The organism is Serratia sp. (in: enterobacteria) (assembly GCF_052400455.1).
GTDB classification, from domain to species: domain Bacteria; phylum Pseudomonadota; class Gammaproteobacteria; order Enterobacterales; family Enterobacteriaceae; genus Serratia; species Serratia ureilytica.
This window is the reverse complement of record NZ_CP185812.1, coordinates 1258821-1276725: the sequence shown is the minus strand read 5'-3', so window position 1 is coordinate 1276725 and position 17905 is coordinate 1258821. Positions and strand designations below refer to the sequence as shown.

Annotated in this window: 16 protein-coding genes; 1 reads left to right on the top strand and 15 read right to left on the bottom strand. The window is 57.7% G+C overall.

Annotated features, from left to right (window positions below):
• Positions 1–36: 36 nt before the first annotated feature.
• From tolR to cydA, 7 genes are all read right to left on the bottom strand, one after another.
• A complete protein-coding gene (tolR, locus tag ACORQT_RS06040) occupies positions 37–465 on the bottom strand; it encodes a colicin uptake protein TolR (RefSeq protein ID WP_004939859.1) in 429 nt (142 codons plus the stop codon).
• A gap of 12 nt (positions 466–477) precedes the next feature.
• A complete protein-coding gene (gene tolQ / locus ACORQT_RS06035; protein ID WP_004939862.1) occupies positions 478–1161 on the bottom strand; it encodes a Tol-Pal system protein TolQ in 684 nt (227 codons plus the stop codon).
• Positions 1158–1562 (bottom strand): tol-pal system-associated acyl-CoA thioesterase, encoded by a 405-nt coding sequence (gene ybgC / locus ACORQT_RS06030; protein WP_004939863.1) that lies wholly within the window; start codon positions 1560–1562, stop codon positions 1158–1160. Before ybgC ends, tolQ begins: the two co-directional genes overlap by 4 nt.
• A gap of 130 nt (positions 1563–1692) precedes the next feature.
• Complete coding sequence (gene ybgE, locus ACORQT_RS06025; protein ID WP_164057444.1) at positions 1693–1989, bottom strand: cyd operon protein YbgE; 297 nt, start codon at positions 1987–1989, stop codon at positions 1693–1695.
• Complete coding sequence (cydX, locus tag ACORQT_RS06020) at positions 1989–2102, bottom strand: cytochrome bd-I oxidase subunit CydX (RefSeq protein ID WP_004939868.1); 114 nt, start codon at positions 2100–2102, stop codon at positions 1989–1991. Before cydX ends, ybgE begins: the two co-directional genes overlap by 1 nt.
• Before the next feature lie 17 nt (positions 2103–2119).
• A complete protein-coding gene (gene cydB, locus ACORQT_RS06015; protein ID WP_015376980.1) occupies positions 2120–3259 on the bottom strand; it encodes a cytochrome d ubiquinol oxidase subunit II in 1140 nt (379 codons plus the stop codon).
• Positions 3260–3273: 14 nt separating this feature from the next.
• Positions 3274–4842, bottom strand: coding sequence for a cytochrome ubiquinol oxidase subunit I (gene cydA / locus ACORQT_RS06010; RefSeq protein WP_004939873.1), 1569 nt, complete (start codon positions 4840–4842; stop codon positions 3274–3276).
• Between the two features lie 684 nt (positions 4843–5526).
• Here cydA and ACORQT_RS06005 point away from each other — a divergent pair.
• A complete protein-coding gene (locus ACORQT_RS06005; RefSeq protein ID WP_197801184.1) occupies positions 5527–7425 on the top strand; it encodes a bifunctional metallophosphatase/5'-nucleotidase in 1899 nt (632 codons plus the stop codon).
• Between the two features lie 72 nt (positions 7426–7497).
• On the opposite strand, the gene sucD is transcribed toward ACORQT_RS06005, so the two are convergent.
• The 8 genes from sucD to sdhC all read right to left on the bottom strand — a co-directional run bounded on the left by sucD (position 7498) and on the right by sdhC (position 17251).
• Positions 7498–8370: a succinate--CoA ligase subunit alpha gene (sucD, locus tag ACORQT_RS06000; protein ID WP_004939878.1), complete on the bottom strand. Its 873-nt coding sequence runs from the start codon at positions 8368–8370 to the stop codon at positions 7498–7500.
• Complete coding sequence (sucC, locus tag ACORQT_RS05995; protein WP_015376978.1) at positions 8370–9536, bottom strand: ADP-forming succinate--CoA ligase subunit beta; 1167 nt, start codon at positions 9534–9536, stop codon at positions 8370–8372. Before sucC ends, sucD begins: the two co-directional genes overlap by 1 nt.
• Positions 9537–9658: 122 nt before the next feature.
• Positions 9659–10873, bottom strand: coding sequence for a 2-oxoglutarate dehydrogenase complex dihydrolipoyllysine-residue succinyltransferase (odhB, locus tag ACORQT_RS05990; protein WP_033642197.1), 1215 nt, complete (start codon positions 10871–10873; stop codon positions 9659–9661).
• 64 nt (positions 10874–10937) lie between these two features.
• Complete coding sequence (sucA, locus tag ACORQT_RS05985) at positions 10938–13745, bottom strand: 2-oxoglutarate dehydrogenase E1 component (RefSeq protein ID WP_033644215.1); 2808 nt, start codon at positions 13743–13745, stop codon at positions 10938–10940.
• Positions 13746–14020: 275 nt separating this feature from the next.
• Positions 14021–14737 carry a succinate dehydrogenase iron-sulfur subunit gene (locus tag ACORQT_RS05980; RefSeq protein ID WP_015376975.1) on the bottom strand — a complete coding sequence of 239 codons (717 nt, stop codon included), beginning with the start codon at positions 14735–14737 and terminating at the stop codon, positions 14021–14023.
• A gap of 16 nt (positions 14738–14753) precedes the next feature.
• Positions 14754–16520 (bottom strand): succinate dehydrogenase flavoprotein subunit, encoded by a 1767-nt coding sequence (gene sdhA / locus ACORQT_RS05975; protein WP_015376974.1) that lies wholly within the window; start codon positions 16518–16520, stop codon positions 14754–14756.
• The gene (sdhD, locus tag ACORQT_RS05970) at positions 16521–16868 is read right to left on the bottom strand and encodes a succinate dehydrogenase membrane anchor subunit (protein WP_004939891.1); all 348 of its coding nucleotides are present in this window, start codon (positions 16866–16868) and stop codon (positions 16521–16523) included.
• Positions 16862–17251, bottom strand: a complete 390-nt coding sequence (gene sdhC / locus ACORQT_RS05965) for a succinate dehydrogenase cytochrome b556 subunit (RefSeq protein ID WP_004939893.1) — start codon at positions 17249–17251, stop codon at positions 16862–16864. The genes sdhD and sdhC overlap by 7 nt, the downstream gene beginning before the upstream one ends.
• Between the last annotated feature and the right edge of the window lie 654 nt (positions 17252–17905).

Here is a 17905-nt window from a genome sequence, read left to right as displayed (position 1 = left end):
CGCAGCGCAGGAACCGGGTTGCCGTTCGCCTTACGGTCAGATCGGCTGGGTCATCAGCCCCACGGAAGCCACGCCCGCCTGATGGAGAATATTCAATGCCTTGATAATCTCATCGTAAGGGACTTCCTTCGCACCGCCGATCAAAAAGACCGTTTTCGGGTTAGCCGCCAAACGCGACTTGGCTTCGGCCGCGACTTGTTCAGGCGGCAGCAGCTCCATACGGTTGTGATCCACCACCAGGGTGTATTGACCTACGCCGGAAACCTCGAGGATCACCGGCGGATTGTCATCGCTGGACACCGTTTTGGAATCGGTGGCGTCCGGCAGGTCAACCTCCACGCTCTGCGTGATGATTGGCGCAGTTGCCATAAAGATCAGCAGCAGCACCAGCAACACGTCGAGCAGCGGAACGATGTTAATTTCGGACTTCAGCTCGCGCCGACTACGTCCACGTACTCTCGCCATGCTACCTCCTACTTATTTGCTGTCGCTGGAGAAGGCCTGACGATGCAGAATAGCGGTGAACTCTTCCATAAAGTTGTCGTAATTCTGCTCAAGCTTGTTGACGCGCTGGTTGAGACGGTTATAGGCCATTACCGCCGGGATGGCGGCGAACAGACCGATCGCGGTGGCGATCAGCGCTTCGGCGATACCCGGCGCCACCATCTGCAGCGTGGCTTGCTTCACCGCGCCCAGCGCGATAAAGGCGTGCATGATCCCCCACACGGTGCCGAACAGGCCGATGTACGGACTGATCGAACCGACGGTGCCGAGGAACGGAATATGGGTTTCCAGCGTTTCCAGCTCGCGGTTCATCGAAATGCGCATCGCACGCGACGCCCCTTCGATCACCGACTCCGGCGCATGGTTGTTGGCGCGGTGCAGGCGGGCGAACTCTTTGAAGCCGGAATGGAAGATCTGCTCGGAACCGGTCAGGCTATCGCGACGCGCCTGACTTTCCTGGTACAAACGGGAAAGCTCGATACCGGACCAGAATTTGTCTTCAAAGGCTTCGGCGTCACGCGTCGCCGCATTGAGGATGCGGGTGCGCTGAATGATGATCGCCCAAGAGGCTACCGAGAAGCATATCAAAATCAACATGATAAGCTTAACCAGCAGGCTCGCCTTCAAGAATAAATCTAGGATGTTCATGTCAGTCACTGCTTAAACTCCGCGACAATAGACTTAGGAAGCGCTCTTGGCTTCATTTGGTGTGGATCAATACAGGCAATCAGGACATCTGCCTGGCTCAGTAGGGCCCCGTCAGAATTGACAATGCGTTGAGCAAACGTGAGAGAAGCCCCGCGCAGAGAGGTGATTTCACTCTGGACCTCCAGTTGCTCATCGAGACGAGCCGGAGCCAGATAATCCACCGTCATGCGCCGGACGACAAAAGCGACTTGTTCACTGAGCAGCTGCTGTTGATGAAAGTTGTGCTGACGCAGCATCTCTGTGCGCGCTCTTTCAAAAAAGGCGACGTAGCGGGCGTGATAGACCACACCACTGGCATCGGTATCCTCGTAGTAAACGCGAACCGGCCATCGAAACAACGTATTACTCACTCTACTTCCCAGCAATGCAATTTAACGCTGCTACTATACGCAAGACAGATCGGGTTGGGAATGGGTTACAAGATGGGAATGAAAATAATTATGGGCCGTGAGGGCCCATAACGTGGGGACATCGGGGAGATTATAAAGAAACGTAAAGTAATCCTGCGCACAAGATCACAATTGCAGGAAGCGGCGCGAAAAAAGCGCGCCAGACGCTGCGCTGCGGGCGGAATCCGAAGCCGTGGATCACTCCGGCGCAGACGGCCCAAATCAGCAACAGCCCTTCCCAAACCTCCAGCGAGCTGGTTTTGGCGGCGAAACGCGTCGGATCCCAGAACACGCACCCCGCCAAAATCAACGCCAGCACCAGGGAAAGGGCCCGAACCGGGCCCTTGTCGGTGACAGCGTACAGCTTGTCAATCACGGACGAGCTCATTACTTACCGTCTTGCTGAGCTTTGGTCGCTTCGCTCTGCTCAAGCGCCAGCGCCGTGATGATGCCGAAGGCGCAGGCAAGAAGCGTTCCGAGAATCCAGGCAAAATACCACATGGTTTAGCTCCTTATCCTTAGTACAGCGAATGCTTGTTGTTTTCGATGTAGTTCTTGTCGAGACGACCGAACATTTTGTAGTACGACCAGCTGGTGTACGCCAAAACGATAGGCACGAAAATCGCCGCCACGACGGTCATCACTTTCAGCGTCAACAGGCTCGACGTCGCGTCCCACATGGTCAGGCTGACGTTAGGCACGGTGCTGGACGGCATCACGAACGGGAACATGGTGACCCCGGCGGTGAGGATGACGCAGGCGATGGTCAGCGACGAGGTGACGAACGCCAGCGCGCCTTTCTCCAGACGCGAGAACAGGATGGTGAACAACGGCAGCACTACGCCCAGTGCAGGCAAAGCCCACAGCAGCGGATACTTGTTGAAGTTGATCAGCCATGCGCCGGCCTGATGCGCCACTTCTTTACGCAGCGGGTTGGATTCCGCCATGGTGTCCAGCGCTGAAGTGATCACGTAGCCGTCGATGCCTTTAACCAGCCACACACCCGCCAGCAGGAAGCATACCGCCATGATCAGCGTCGCGATCTGCGCTGCGGCGCGTGACCGCAGGTGGATCTCGCCGGTGGTGCGCATCTGCAGGTAGGTCGCGCCCTGAGTGACCAGCATGGTCAGACTGACCACGCCCGCCAACAGACCGAACGGATTCAGCAGCTGGAAGAAGTTGCCGGTGTAGAACAGACGCAGGTACTCGTCCACATGGAACGGCACGCCCTGCAGCAGGTTGCCGAACGCCACGCCGAACACCAACGCAGGCACGAAGGAACCGATGAAGATGCCCCAGTCCCACATGTTGCGCCAGCGGCTGCTCTCCAGTTTGGAACGGTAGTCAAAACCGACCGGGCGGAAGAACAACGCCGCCAGCACCAGGATCATGGCGACGTAGAAGCCCGAGAAGGCCGCTGCGTAGACCATCGGCCAGGCGGCGAACAGCGCGCCGCCGGCGGTGATCAGCCACACCTGGTTACCGTCCCAGTGAGGGGCGATGGAGTTGATCATCACCCGGCGCTCGGTATCGGTTTTACCGATGATGCGCACCAGGATGCCGACGCCCATGTCGAAACCGTCGGTGACGGCGAAGCCGATCAGCAGTACGCCAACCAGCACCCACCAGATAAATCGCAGTACTTCATAGTCAAACATACGTGGACTCCTGTTTAGCGCGCTTCCTGCACGGCGGCAGTCGGTTGTTCAAAGTGGTAGCGGCCGGTTTTCAGGCTGCTTGGACCCAGACGCGCAAACTTGAACATCAGGTACATTTCAGCCACCAGGAACAGGGTGTACAAGCCGCAAATCAGCCCCATCGAGAACAGAATGTCGCCCGCGGTCAGCGAAGAGTTGGCGACTGCGGTCGGCAGCACCTCACCAATCGCCCACGGTTGACGGCCGTATTCCGCCACGAACCAGCCGGCTTCCACCGCGATCCACGGCAGCGGCAAGCCATACAGCGCCGCACGCAACAGCCATTTTTTCTGGCCGATGCGGCCGCGCACCACGCTCAGGAAGGACAGACCGATAATCAGCAGCATCAGCACGCCACAGGCCACCATGATGCGGAAGGCGAAGTACAGCGGCGCCACGCGTGGAATGGAGTCCTTGGTCGCCTGCTGGATCTGCGCTTCCGTCGCGTCGCTGACGTTCGGGGTATAACGCTTCAGCAGCATGCCGTAGCCCAGGTCTTGCTTGGTTTTGTTGAATTCCGCACGCACCGCAGGATCGGTATTGCCGCCGCGCAGCTCTTCCAGCAGCTGGTAGGCTTTCATGCCGTTGCGGATGCGCACTTCATGTTGCGCCAGCAGATCTTTCAGGCCGGTGACCTGAGTGTCGGTGGAACGCGTGGCGATCAGGCCAAGCGCATACGGGATCTGAATAGAGAAGGAGTTTTCCATCTTGTCCTGATCGGGGATGCCGAACAGGGTGAAGGACGCCGGCGCCGGCTGGGTATCCCACTCCGCTTCGATGGCGGCCAGTTTGGTTTTCTGTACGTCGCCCATTTCGTAACCGGATTCGTCACCCAGCACGATCACCGACAGCACCGCTGCCATGCCGAAGCTGGCGGCGATGGCGAAGGAGCGTTTGGCGAAAGCGATGTCGCGGCCCTTCAGCAGGTAGTAAGCGCTGATGCCCAGCACGAACATGGCGCCGGTGGTGTAGCCTGCAGCCACGGTGTGAACGAATTTCACCTGCGCAACCGGGTTAAGCACCAACTCGGAGAAGCTGACCATCTCCATGCGCATGGTTTCGAAGTTGAAATCCGACGCGATCGGGTTCTGCATCCAGCCGTTGGCGACCAGGATCCACAGCGCGGACAGGTTGGAGCCGAGGGCCACGAACCAGGTTACCGCCATGTGCTGCACCTTGCTCAGACGATCCCAGCCGAAGAAGAACAGGCCGACCAGCGTCGATTCAAGGAAGAACGCCATCAGACCTTCGATAGCCAGTGGGGCCCCGAAGATATCGCCGACGTAATGAGAGAAATATGACCAGTTAGTCCCGAACTGGAACTCCATGGTCAAACCGGTGGCCACACCCAGAGCAAAGTTAATCGCAAATAACTTTCCCCAGAATTTGGTCATGTCTTTATAGATTTGTTTGCCAGACAGGACATATACCGTTTCCATAATTGCCAACAAGAACGCCATACCGAGCGTTAATGGGACAAATAAGAAATGGTACATCGCCGTTAAAGCAAACTGTAAGCGCGACAGTTCGACAATATCAAACATCTTGACTCCTTGCTCCTCGCAGGAAGACTCCGACACGCGGTTATCGGCACGCTTCTTTCAAAGCCGCCAGTAACGCCCCGCAGTGAATGCCCTTAAACACAACAAATTTGATCCAGCTTCTCCGCTTTCAACCGCACACTCGGCCAATAGCCCGCACGGGCCGTCGACAAGCACGCCACTGAAAACCGACAACGGGTAACAAATGCAACAAGATCAACCATCCATAATCACAACATGGATGATACTCGCCCAATCCCACACAATAAATAGGTTTTTACGTGACGTGGGTTGGACTTTTGGTTACAGGTCAAATCTTAGCCGAAAGAGGTACTTCGGCCTAATTTGATCTGAGACAATTTAAGCCTATCTGCATATTATTTCCATATTCATCAGCACATTTCGCATAATTTTCTTAGGGTCATGTTGCGCAATGGTTTAATTGTTTTTTAATGATATTTTTGTGTTAAATAAATGTAATTAAAAAGAGCCGCCATTGTATTATTACGCACTTATTATGCGACATAATTAACCTTTTATTTCCAATAAGCCGTGACAGTGATAGCAGTCACAAAACAACAAATCTCTCTCCAATATTAGTCTATTTCTCGCAATGGGATCGTAAAGGTTGCGATTTTGTAGCAAAATGACCACTTATGTTAAAATTGCATTGAGTGACAATAACTTATGAAAAAAATCATCTTTGCCTCTGTCTTGGGACTCTCGGGAAACGCCATGGCCGCCGAAACGGTAAATATCACCCTGTTGGGCACCTCCGATCTGCACGGCACTTTCGTGCCCTGGGACTACGCCAGCGACACGGAAAACCTGGCGGGCAGCCTGAGCCAGATAGCCACCCAGGTCAAAAAGGTGCGCGCCGAACAGCCCAACCTGATTCTGGTGGACGCCGGCGACACCATCCAGGGCAACTTCGTCGAAACCTTCAAACAGGAGGCCGTCAGCCCGATGATGCTGGGCCTCAACGCGCTTGACTACGACGTTTGGGTGATGGGCAACCACGAATTCGACTTCGGTCTGCCGGCGCTGGCCACGCCGCTCAAACAGTTTAAAGGCGCGGCGCTGGCGGGCAACATCGTCTGGGACAGCGGCAAACCTTATCTGCCGGCCTATACCATCCTCGAACGCCAGGGCGTGAAGATCGGCATCATCGGCATGGACACGCCGATGACTGCGGAATTCGCCAAGGGCACCGATCGCATCAAAGGGCTGAACTTCACCGATCCGGTACAGGCGGTGAAACAGGTCATCAGGCAGATCGACGGCCAGGTCGACGCGATCGTGCTGGTCGCGCATATGGGCATCGACAACGAGAACCAGCGCCCCGGCACCGGCGTGGCGGACATCGCCAACGCCAACCCGGAGCTGGCGGCGATCGTCGCCGGCCACATGCATGTGAAAATCGACAAAGCGGTGGTGAGCGGCGTCATCATCACGGAGCCGGATAAGTACGGTCGCGCGCTGTCACGCATTGACCTGCAATTTGAACGCCGCGATGGCAAATTCACGCTGATCGACAAAAACAGCTACACCTATTCCATCAAGGGGCTGGCGCCGGACAGCGCCATGCAGGCTCTCTACCAGCCGTATCATGACATTTTGCGCGCCAACGCCAACCGAGTCGTGGCGAAGCTGAGCGGCAGCGATCTGGTGCCTGCCGACGAGTTCCGCGGCATTCCTCAGGTACACGTTCAAGATACCGGCATCAGTGAGTTATTCCAGCAGGCCGCCCGTCACTATGCACCGCTGGCGCAGGTGATCGCCCTGCAGATCGACAACGATCGCGCCAAACTGGATGTCGGCGACATCAAGGCCAAGGATATCGCCTTTAACTACCAATACGCCGGCGGCGAGATCACCGTTTATCAGCTCAACGGCAAAGCGCTTAAACGCTACATGGAGTGGTCTGCCGATTATTTCAATCAGCTGCAGCCGGGCGACGTCACCTACAGCTTTAACCCGGCGCGGCGCTCGTCCAAATATTCCACCAACGATTTCTTCGACGGCGTCACTTACACCATCGATCTGCGTCAACCGGCCGGTTCACGCATCGTCAGTCTGCGCCTGGCAGACGGCACGCCGGTCACCGACGACATGCCGATCCGCCTGGGCATGAACAGTTACCGTATGGGCCACCTGACGCAGAAGGGCGGCGCGCTGGAGGGGCAATCCTTCCCGGTGCTGTTCGACAGCAAAGCGCAATACGGTGAAGAAGAAGGCACCATTCGCAACCTGACTCTGCGCTACCTGACGGAAGTGAAACACGGCCAGTATCAGAGCGTGCCGCCGCAGCGCTGGAAACTGGTTGGCATGGAAGGGTACGAACCGCAGCGGGCGATCGTCAAACGGCTGCTCAATGAAGGCGTTATCCAGGTGCCGACCACCGACGACGGGCGCTACACCAACGTCGCCTCGATCAACGTCAAAGACGCGCTGTTCAACAATGCCGACGATTACCGCACCGCCCTCACCTCGCTGGAGCAACAGCGGCAAACCGCCGCGGATCCGGTGCGGCAGCGCCGCCTGCAGGATCGGATCGCGCTGATCAAGGCGCTCAACGATTTCTGATCTTCACCCATAAAAAAGGCCACCCAATGGGTGGCCAAACATGTCGAGATAGTGTTATTTCGTACTCAATGCTTAGCGCTTCAGCACCGCTTTTACCGCGTCGCCGATGTCCGCCAGGCTGCGAACGGTTTTCACGCCCGCCGCTTCCAGCGCAGCAAACTTCTCGTCCGCCGTGCCCTTGCCGCCTGCGATGATGGCGCCCGCGTGGCCCATACGCTTGCCTTTCGGCGCAGTCACGCCGGCGATGTAACCCACGACCGGTTTGGTGACGTGTTCTTTGATGTAAGCTGCCGCTTCTTCTTCAGCGCTGCCGCCGATCTCACCGATCATCACGATCGCTTCGGTCTGCGGATCCTGCTGGAACATCTTCAGGATATCGATGAAGTTGGAGCCCGGGATCGGGTCGCCGCCGATGCCCACGCAGGTGGACTGGCCCAGACCGGCATCGGTGGTTTGTTTCACCGCTTCATAGGTCAGGGTACCGGAGCGTGAAACGATGCCCACTTTGCCCGGCAGGTGGATGTGGCCAGGCATGATGCCGATTTTGCACTCGCCCGGGGTGATCACGCCTGGGCAGTTCGGCCCGATCATGCGCACGCCGGCTTCGTCCAGTTTCACTTTCACGGTCAGCATGTCCAGGGTCGGGATGCCTTCGGTGATGGTGATGATCAGTTTGATGCCGGCATCGATCGCTTCCAGAATGGAGTCTTTGCAGAACGGCGCTGGAACGTAGATGACAGAGGCCGTCGCGCCGGTCGCTTCAACCGCTTCGCGCACGGTGTTGAACACCGGCAGACCCAGGTGCTGAGTGCCGCCTTTGCCCGGGGTGACGCCGCCAACCATTTTGGTGCCGTAAGCGATAGCTTGTTCGGAGTGGAAAGTCCCCTGGCTACCGGTGAAGCCCTGGCAAATTACTTTGGTGTTTTTATCGATTAAGATGGACATTATTTACCCTCCACTGCTGCAACAACTTGCTGAGCCGCATCAGTCAGGCTGGTCGCAGCAATGATATTCAGGCCGCTGTCCGCCAGTTTCTTGGCGCCCAGTTCGGCATTGTTCCCTTCCAGGCGCACAACGACCGGGACGTTAACGCCCACTTCAGCCACTGCGCCGATGATGCCGTCAGCGATCAGATCGCAACGTACGATACCACCGAAGATGTTAACCAGAACCGCTTTCACCTTGTCGTCGGACAGGATGATTTTGAACGCTTCGGTCACGCGCTCTTTGGTCGCGCCGCCGCCAACGTCCAGGAAGTTGGCCGGTTCGCCGCCGTGCAGTTTAACGATGTCCATGGTGCCCATGGCCAGACCGGCGCCGTTCACCATGCAGCCGATGTTGCCGTCGAGGGCAACGTAGTTCAGCTCCCACTGAGCCGCACGGGATTCACGCTCGTCTTCCTGCGAAGGATCACGCATTTCACGCAGTTCAGGCTGACGGAACAGGGCGTTGCCGTCGGCGCCCAGTTTGCCGTCCAGGCACACCAGATCGCCCTGCTTGGTGATCACCAGCGGGTTGATCTCAACCATCGCCAGGTCGCGCTCCAGGAACAGCGTCGCCAGACCCATGAAGATCTTGGCGAACTGGCTGACTTGCTTGCCGGTCAGGCCCAGTTTAAAGGCCAGCTCACGACCCTGATAAGGCTGTGGACCCGCCAGCGGATCGATGGTCATTTTGTGGATCAGTTCCGGGGTTTCTTCCGCCACTTTCTCGATTTCCACGCCGCCTTCGGTAGACGCCATGAATACGATGCGACGGGTCGCGCGGTCTACAACGGCGCCCAGGTACAGCTCTTTATCGATGTCGGTCGCCGCTTCTACCAGGATCTGGTTAACCGGCTGGCCCAGCGCGTCAGTCTGGTAAGTCACCAGACGTTTGCCCAACCAGGCTTCCGCGAAGGCACGGATATCTTCTTTGCTGTTGACGACTTTAACGCCGCCCGCTTTACCGCGGCCGCCAGCATGAACCTGACATTTCACCACCCACGGGCCGGAGCCGATTTTGGATGCGGCTTCTTCTGCTTCACGCGGAGTGGTACAGGCGTAACCGGTTGGTGCCGGCATGCCATACCGAGCAAACAGCTGTTTTGCCTGATATTCGTGTAAATTCATGATGTTCTATCCATTCAGTTCTGAAGGTTTTTAGCCGGGCCATTATTACGCGGTAAACCGCATGGTTTTCCGGCCACATAGCACAGAGTGCGGGCGCGGCATGCCGCGCCCGGCAAGGGTTACTAGACGTCCAGCAGCAGACGAGCCGGATCTTCCAGCATCTCTTTGACCGTCACCAAATAACCGACGGATTCTTTACCGTCGATCAGGCGGTGGTCATAAGACAGCGCCAGATACATCATCGGCTGGATCACCACCTGACCATTGACCGCCATTGGGCGATCTTTGATGGCGTGCATGCCCAGGATGGCGCTCTGCGGCGGGTTGATGATCGGGGTGGACATCAGGGAGCCGAATACGCCGCCGTTGGTAATGGTGAAGTTACCGCCGGTCAGCTCTTCCACGGTCAGTTTGCCGTCGCGGCCCTTAACGGCCAGCTCTTTGATTTTCTTTTCGATGTCAGCCATGCTCATGGCGTCCACATCGCGCAGTACCGGCGTCACCAGGCCGCGCGGAGTAGAAACCGCGATGCTGATGTCGAAGTAGTTGTGGTAAACCACATCGGAACCGTCGATCGACGCGTTCACTTCCGGGAAACGCTTCAGCGCTTCAACCACCGCCTTGATGTAGAAGGACATGAAGCCCAGACGCACGCCGTGGCGTTTCTCGAAGGCTTCGCCGTACTGCTTGCGCAGATCCATGATCGGCTGCATGTTGATTTCGTTGAAGGTGGTCAACATCGCGGTGCTGTTTTTCGCTTCCAGCAGACGCTCGGCGACGCGTTTGCGCAGGCGGGTCATCGGCACGCGTTTTTCACTGCGGCCGGCCAGAGCTGGCTGCGGCGCGGCTTCAGCGGCGGCTGGTTTGGCAGCAGCGCCGCCTTTGGCCAGGTGCGCTTCCACGTCTTCACGCGTAATGCGGCCGCCTACGCCGGTGCCTTTGATGGCGCCGGCATCGAGATCGTGTTCAGCAATCAGGCGGCGAATCGCCGGGCTGAGCGCGTCATTACTTTCTTCTTCCAGGCTCGCGGTCGCGCGCTGTGCAGGCGTGGCTTCTTTCTCCTGGCTCTTCTCAGCGGTCGGCTTGCCGGAGCTGTCGCCCGGACGGATGCGGCCGAGCAGTTGGCGAGACAGTACGGTCGCGCCCTCTTCTTCCACGATAGCATCGAGAATACCCGCTTCACTGGCCGGCACTTCCAACACCACTTTGTCGGTTTCGATTTCAACCAGGACTTCGTCACGCTGAACGCTGTCGCCCGGTTTCTTGTGCCAGGTGGCTACGGTCGCATCGGCAACCGATTCAGGAAGGTCAGGAACCAGAATATCTACGCTACTCATTTAGCTTTCCCTTAAGTTTTTTATCATCTGCTTGCCGGCCCCTCGGCCGGCAAGCGAGCGAACATTAGTCAATATTCAGCGCATCATTCACCAGAGCCTGCTGCTGCTTCTGGTGTACGGACATATAACCCACCGCCGGAGAGGCGGAGGCCGGACGTCCTGCGTAACGTAAAGAAGCCCCGAACGGCACCACTTCACGGAAGTTGTGTTGGCTGCAGTACCAGGCGCCCTGGTTCAGCGGCTCTTCCTGACACCAGACGAAGTCATGCACGTGCGAGTATTGCTCCAGCACGGCCTGCACGGCCTGATGCGGGAACGGATACAACTGCTCGATGCGCACGATGGCCACGTCTTTCTGCTCGTTCTTGCGACGCTGTTCCAGCAGGTCGTAGTAAACCTTACCGGAGCACAGCACGACGCGCTTGACCGCTTTCGGATCCAAATCGTCGATCTCGCCGATCGCCGGCAGGAAGGTGCCGTTGGCCAGCTCGTCCAGCGAAGAGACCGCCAGCGGGTGACGCAGCAGCGACTTCGGCGACATCACCACCAGCGGACGACGCATACCGCGCAGCGCCTGACGACGCAGCATGTGGTAAACCTGCGCCGGCGTGGACGGGACGCACACCTGCATGTTCTGCTCAGCGCACAGCTGCAGATAACGTTCCAGACGCGCGGAGGAGTGCTCTGGGCCCTGGCCTTCATAGCCGTGCGGCAGCAGCATCACCAGGCCGCACATACGGCCCCATTTTTGCTCGCCGGAGCTGATGAACTGGTCGATAACAACCTGCGCGCCGTTGGCGAAGTCGCCGAACTGCGCTTCCCAGATGGTCAGCGTGCGCGGTTCCGCCGTGGCGTAGCCGTATTCGAACGCCAGCACCGCCTCTTCAGACAGCACGGAGTCCCAGACCTTGAATTCGCCCTGGCCGCTGTGGATATTCGCCAGCGGAACATAGACCGAACCGTTTTTCTGGTTGTGCACCACCGCGTGACGGTGGAAGAAGGTGCCGCGGCCGGCGTCTTCGCCGGAGATGCGGATTGGAATGCCTTCATCCGCCATGGTGGCGTAGGCCAGCGTTTCGGCGGCGCCCCAGTCGAACGGCTTGTTGCCCGCCGCCATCTCGGCGCGGTCAGCGTAGATTTTCGCCACGCGTGACTGCATTTCGATCGCTTCCGGCACGGTGCTGATGCGGCGGCCCAGTTCCTGCAGACGCTTCATCTCAACCTTGCTCGGGTACTCTTCGTCCCACTCGTGGTTCAGGTACGGCGACCAGGTGAAGGAGTGCAGATTCATCGGACGCCATTCTTCAACCACACAATCGCCGCGGTCGAGCGCATCACGATACAGGTTGACCATTTCCGTGGCATCTTCCAGGCTGGCCACTTTCTGTTCGGTCAGAATGTCAGCGTAGATTTTGCGCGGCGTAGGGTGTTTCTTGATCTTCTGATACATCACCGGCTGGGTGGCGCTCGGCTCATCGGCCTCGTTGTGCCCATGGCGACGGTAGCAGACCAGATCGATCATCACGTCACGCTTAAAGGTGTTACGGAAATCCAACGCCAGGCGAGTGACGAAGGCCACGGCTTCCGGATCGTCCGCGTTAACGTGGAAGATCGGCGCCTGAACCATTTTGGCGATGTCGGTGCAATATTCGGTAGAACGCGCATCCAGCGGGTTGGAGGTGGTGAAGCCAACCTGGTTGTTGATGACGATGCGCACGGTGCCGCCCACTTCGTAGCCGCGAGCCTGAGACATGTTCAGGGTTTCCTGAACCACGCCCTGGCCGGTAATGGCGGCGTCGCCGTGGATGGTGATCGGCAGCACCATGTTGCTGCGCGCTTCGTCCAGACGATCGCGACGGGCGCGAACCGACCCCATGACCACCGGGCTGACGATCTCCAGGTGCGACGGGTTGAACGCCAGCGCCAGGTGAACCATGCCGCCTTCGGTTTCCACGTCGGAGGAGAAGCCCTGGTGATATTTCACATCACCGGTGCCAAGGTGTTCTTTATGCTTGCCGGCGAATTCGTCGAACAGGTCGGCCGGCTTTTTGCCCAGCACGTTGATCAGCACGTTCAGACGGCCGCGGTGGGCCATGCCCAACACCACTTCACGCGTGCCGTTCTTGCCGGCGTGGCGCACCATCTCTTTCAGCATCGGCACCAGCGCGTCGCCGCCTTCCAGCGAGAAGCGTTTGGCGCCCGGGAATTTGGCGCCCAGGTAGCGTTCCAGGCCTTCCGCAGCGGTCAGCTCGTTCAGGAAACGGCGTTTTTCGTCGGCGGTAAAGCTGGCGCGCCCCACCACCGACTCGATGCGCTGCTGGATCCAGCGTTTCTCTTCGGTGTTGGTGATGTGCATGTATTCAGCGCCGATCGAACCGCAGTAGGTCTGCTTCAGCGCGGCGTACAGATCGCCCAGCTTCATGGTTTCTTTGCCGATGGCGAAAGAACCCACGTTGAAGGTTTCCTGGAAATCGGCTTCGGTCAGGTTGTGGTAAGCGGGCTCAAGGTCAGGAACTTGCTCACGCTGCCACAGGCCGAGCGGATCGAGGTTGGCATGCTGATGTCCGCGGAAGCGGAAGGCGTTGATCAGCTGCAGTACCTTGACCTGTTTGGCGTCGGTTGCCGGATCGGTGATGGTGGTGTTGTAGCGCGCGGAGTCTTTCGCCAGGCGGCGGAAGTAGTCGCGCGTTTGAGAGTGGAGCTGATCGGGTTTGACACCCGCGGTTGGTAGCTGTTGAAAAATGGAACGCCAGCTATCTTCAACGGAACCCGGATCGGTTAAGAAATCTTCATAGAGCTGCTCTATGTAAGACTGGTTCGCGCCCGCCAGATAGGAGGAATCCAGCCAGGCCTTCATTGCGCCGTTCTGCATCATGATCCCTTAAGCTTTGAAGCTTTAGTTTTCGCCGTGGTTAACATAATTACCGTGATGAATACGGTTTGCCGTAAAACGGTTCACTCGACGTACTTGCGGCCATGACGGCCCGATACGTTCTGTTATGGACCTTGCGGTCCCTTACAAGGAACCTCTAAAAACCGGCGGAAGAACCAGGCTGCATAGCGCCGCAGCCGCGGGTCAGTTTTTAGAGGTTCCCTCCCCTATGGGATGTGCGCCGGAAAAGAGCCCGGCGCAGCATCTCATTCCGTTTATGCGCCGCGTTGCAGCAGCATGGACTTGATATGCCCGATCGCACGCGTCGGGTTCAAGCCTTTAGGACATACACTGACACAATTCATAATGCTATGGCAGCGGAAAACACTAAAAGCATCGTCCAGATCATCTAAACGTTCTTGCGTTTCCGTGTCACGGCTGTCGATCAGGAAGCGATACGCCGCCAACAGACCGGCAGGCCCGATGAACTTGTCCGGGTTCCACCAGAACGATGGGCACGAAGTCGAGCAGCAGGCGCACAGGATGCACTCGTACAGACCGTCCAGCTTGGCGCGCTGTTCCGGCGACTGCAGGTGCTCACGCGCCGGCGGATTCTTGCCGTCGTTCAGCAGGTATGGCTTGATCTTTTCATACTGGGTGTAGAACTGACCCATATCCACCACCAGATCGCGCACCACCGGCAGCCCCGGCAGCGGACGGATCACGATCTTGCCGTTGCCTTTGCGCAGCGACGAAACCGGGGTGATGCACGCCAGGCCGTTTTTACCGTTCATGTTCAGGCCGTCGGAACCGCACACGCCTTCGCGGCATGAGCGACGGAACGACAGAGTCGGATCTTTTTCTTTCAGCTGGATCAACGCATCCAGCAGCATCATGTCACGGCCTTCTTCCGCTTCCAGGGTGTAGTCCTGCATGTGCGGCGCGTCGTCGACATCCGGATTGTAGCGATAAATGGAAAATTCGAGTTTCATCTGTCGATCTCCGCAATTAGTAAGAACGCACTTTCGGCGGGAATGCCGGGCGCAGCTTCGGTTGCATGTTCACTTCACGACGCGTCATGCTTTCCGATTGCGGCAGATACAGCGAATGGCACAGCCAGTTGGCGTCATCGCGTTCCGGGTAGTCGAAGCGGCTGTGCGCGCCACGGCTCTCGGTACGGAAGTTGGCCGACACGGCGGTGGAATACGCGGTCTCCATCAGGTTATCCAACTCCAGGCACTCGATGCGCTGGGTGTTGAACTCGCTGGAGGTATCGTCCAGGCGTGCGTTCTTCAGACGTTCACGGATCACTTTCAGTTCTTCCAGGCCCTTGGCCATCGCATCGCCTTCGCGGAATACCGAGAAGTTGTGCTGCATGCAAGACTGCAGCGCTTTGCGAATTTCGACCGGGTCTTCGCCGGAACGGGTATTGTTCCAACGGTTCAGACGATCAAGCGAAGCTTCCACGTCGGAGTCGCTGGCGTCACGGCTCACGCCCTGCTCTTCCAACGATTCCTGCAGGTGCATGCCGGCGGAACGGCCGAACACCACCAGGTCCAGCAGCGAGTTGCCGCCCAGACGGTTGGCGCCGTGCACCGATACGCAGGCGATTTCGCCCACGGCGAACAGCCCCGGGATCACCACGTCTTCGCCTTTCTCGTTTACGGTCAGCGCCTGACCGGTCACCTTGGTCGGAATGCCGCCCATCATATAGTGACAGGTTGGGATAACCGGGATCGGCTCTTTCACCGGATCGACGTGCGCGAAGGTGCGGGACAGCTCCAGAATGCCCGGCAGACGGGATTCCAGCACCTCTTTGCCCAGGTGATCCAGCTTCAGCTTGGCGTGCGGGCCCCAAGGACCGTCGCAGCCGCGGCCTTCGCGGATTTCGATCATGATCGAACGGGCAACCACGTCGCGCCCCGCCAGATCTTTGGCGTTCGGCGCATAACGCTCCATGAAGCGCTCGCCGTGTTTGTTCAGCAGGTAACCGCCTTCGCCGCGGCAGCCTTCGGTCACCAGCACGCCCGCGCCGGCGATGCCGGTCGGGTGGAACTGCCACATTTCCATGTCCTGCACCGGCACGCCGGCGCGCAGCGCCATGCCGACACCGTCGCCGGTGTTGATGTGGGCGTTGGTGGTGGACTGGTAAATACGGCCTGCGCCGCCGGTCGCCAGCACGGTGGCCTTGGCTTTGAAGTAAACCACTTCACCGGTTTCGATGCAGATAGCCGTGGTGCCGACCACCGCGCCGTCCTGGTTTTTCACCAGATCGAGCGCATACCACTCAGAGAAAATGGTGGTGTGGTTTTTCAGGTTCTGTTGGTACAGGGTGTGCAGCAGCGCGTGGCCGGTACGGTCGGCTGCGGCTGCGGTACGCGCCGCCTGCTCGCCGCCGAAGTTCAGCGACTGACCGCCGAACGGACGCTGATAGATGCGGCCGTCGTCCAGGCGAGAGAACGGCAGGCCCATGTGTTCCAGTTCCAGAATCGCTTCCGGGCCGGTTTTACACATATATTCGATGGCGTCCTGGTCACCGATATAGTCGGAACCTTTCACCGTGTCGTACATATGCCATTCCCAGTTGTCCTCGTGGCTGTTGCCAAGCGCGACGGTAATGCCGCCCTGGGCGGACACGGTATGGGAACGGGTCGGGAAAACTTTGGACAGCAGGGCACAGGTCGAGCCCGCTTGGGAAATTTGCAGCGCGGCACGCATGCCCGCACCGCCGGCGCCGATTACGACGGCATCAAACTCTCTGACTGGCAGTTTCATTTAAGCACCCCACACTACGATTGTTCCGTACAGTAAATAGACCAGCAACGCGACCACGACAGCCAGCTGCAACACCAGGCGAACCGCCAGCGGCTTGACGTAGTCCGTCAGCACCTGCCACAGCCCGATCCAGGCGTGAACCAGAATCGACAGCAAGGTCAGCAGAGTGAACACTTTCGTAATGGAAGTGGCGAAGAAACCGCGCCAGATGTCATAAGTGAGTTCCGGAGCCGTGACGAAAAAGCCCAGGATATACAGGACGTACAGGGTGATGATGATAGCGGAAGCACGCAGCAGCAGCCAATCGTGCACGCCGTTGCGCCCTAATGCAGAAACGTTGTTTACCATACGAGGACTCCAGCCAGAACTGACAGCACGACGGTCAGACCGATCGCCACCTGGGCGGAACGGGTGCCGGCGGCCAAACTCTCTTCGATGTAGCCAAAATCCATTAACAAGTGACGGATGCCACCGCAAATGTGATAGGCCAGCGCCGTGAGGATGCCCCAGAATATGAATTTGACGATGAAGCTATTCATGATGGCGGCCGCCTGCAGGAACCCCTCTTGGGAAGAGAGTGACAGGCCCAGCAGCCAGAGGAGGATACCCACGGCAACGAAGGTAATTACGCCAGAGACTCGGTGTAAGATAGACGCTATCGCAGTTACGGGGAACCGGATCGTTTGCAGATCCAAGTTGACAGGTCGTTGTTTTTTCACGTATTTGCCCACACAGCTCTTATTATTTTCCTTCCTCCGGGCCTGGGCGGGGATCAGACAGCGTTAAGAGCCTAAAACCCTTACACGTCACGCGCTCAAACATCAACATCCTCTGTGCTCAAACGGCGCGCATTTATAACGCTGGGTGCTCCTACTTCAGGGTAATCCGGAGACCTGGCGGCAGTATAGGAGGATCACATTCTGATTACAATTCTCATACAACCGCTTTGATAACATTTCCCCCGAACAGTGATTCAGATCACGGATTTCACAATTAGTGCAAAATTAATTATCTGATTTGACAAGAGATCAACATTTCCATTACATATAGGGGCACAAACGGTCCTATGATGCGCTACGGGTCAGCAGATACACTTCCCCCCGGGTTCGAGTTATGCAACAGTGTATTTGGCGAACCTATCCCAATAGCCGTTGTTTCCCGCTCGATTTTGCCGGCGTCAAAAAGCAAATAAAGCAAATAAAAACAGTTTATTGGGATAGGTTCACATCTCTTCGAACAGCTCATAGGTAAGATTAACAGACTATAACGAATTACTCTGAATCGTTAACAACTGGTCACCCGTCTCGTTCGCCTGGTCAGCACTCTGTACCCTACCCGCGCACAGTTGCGCAGTCGCTCACAGAGTTAGCGTCCGCACCATTTTT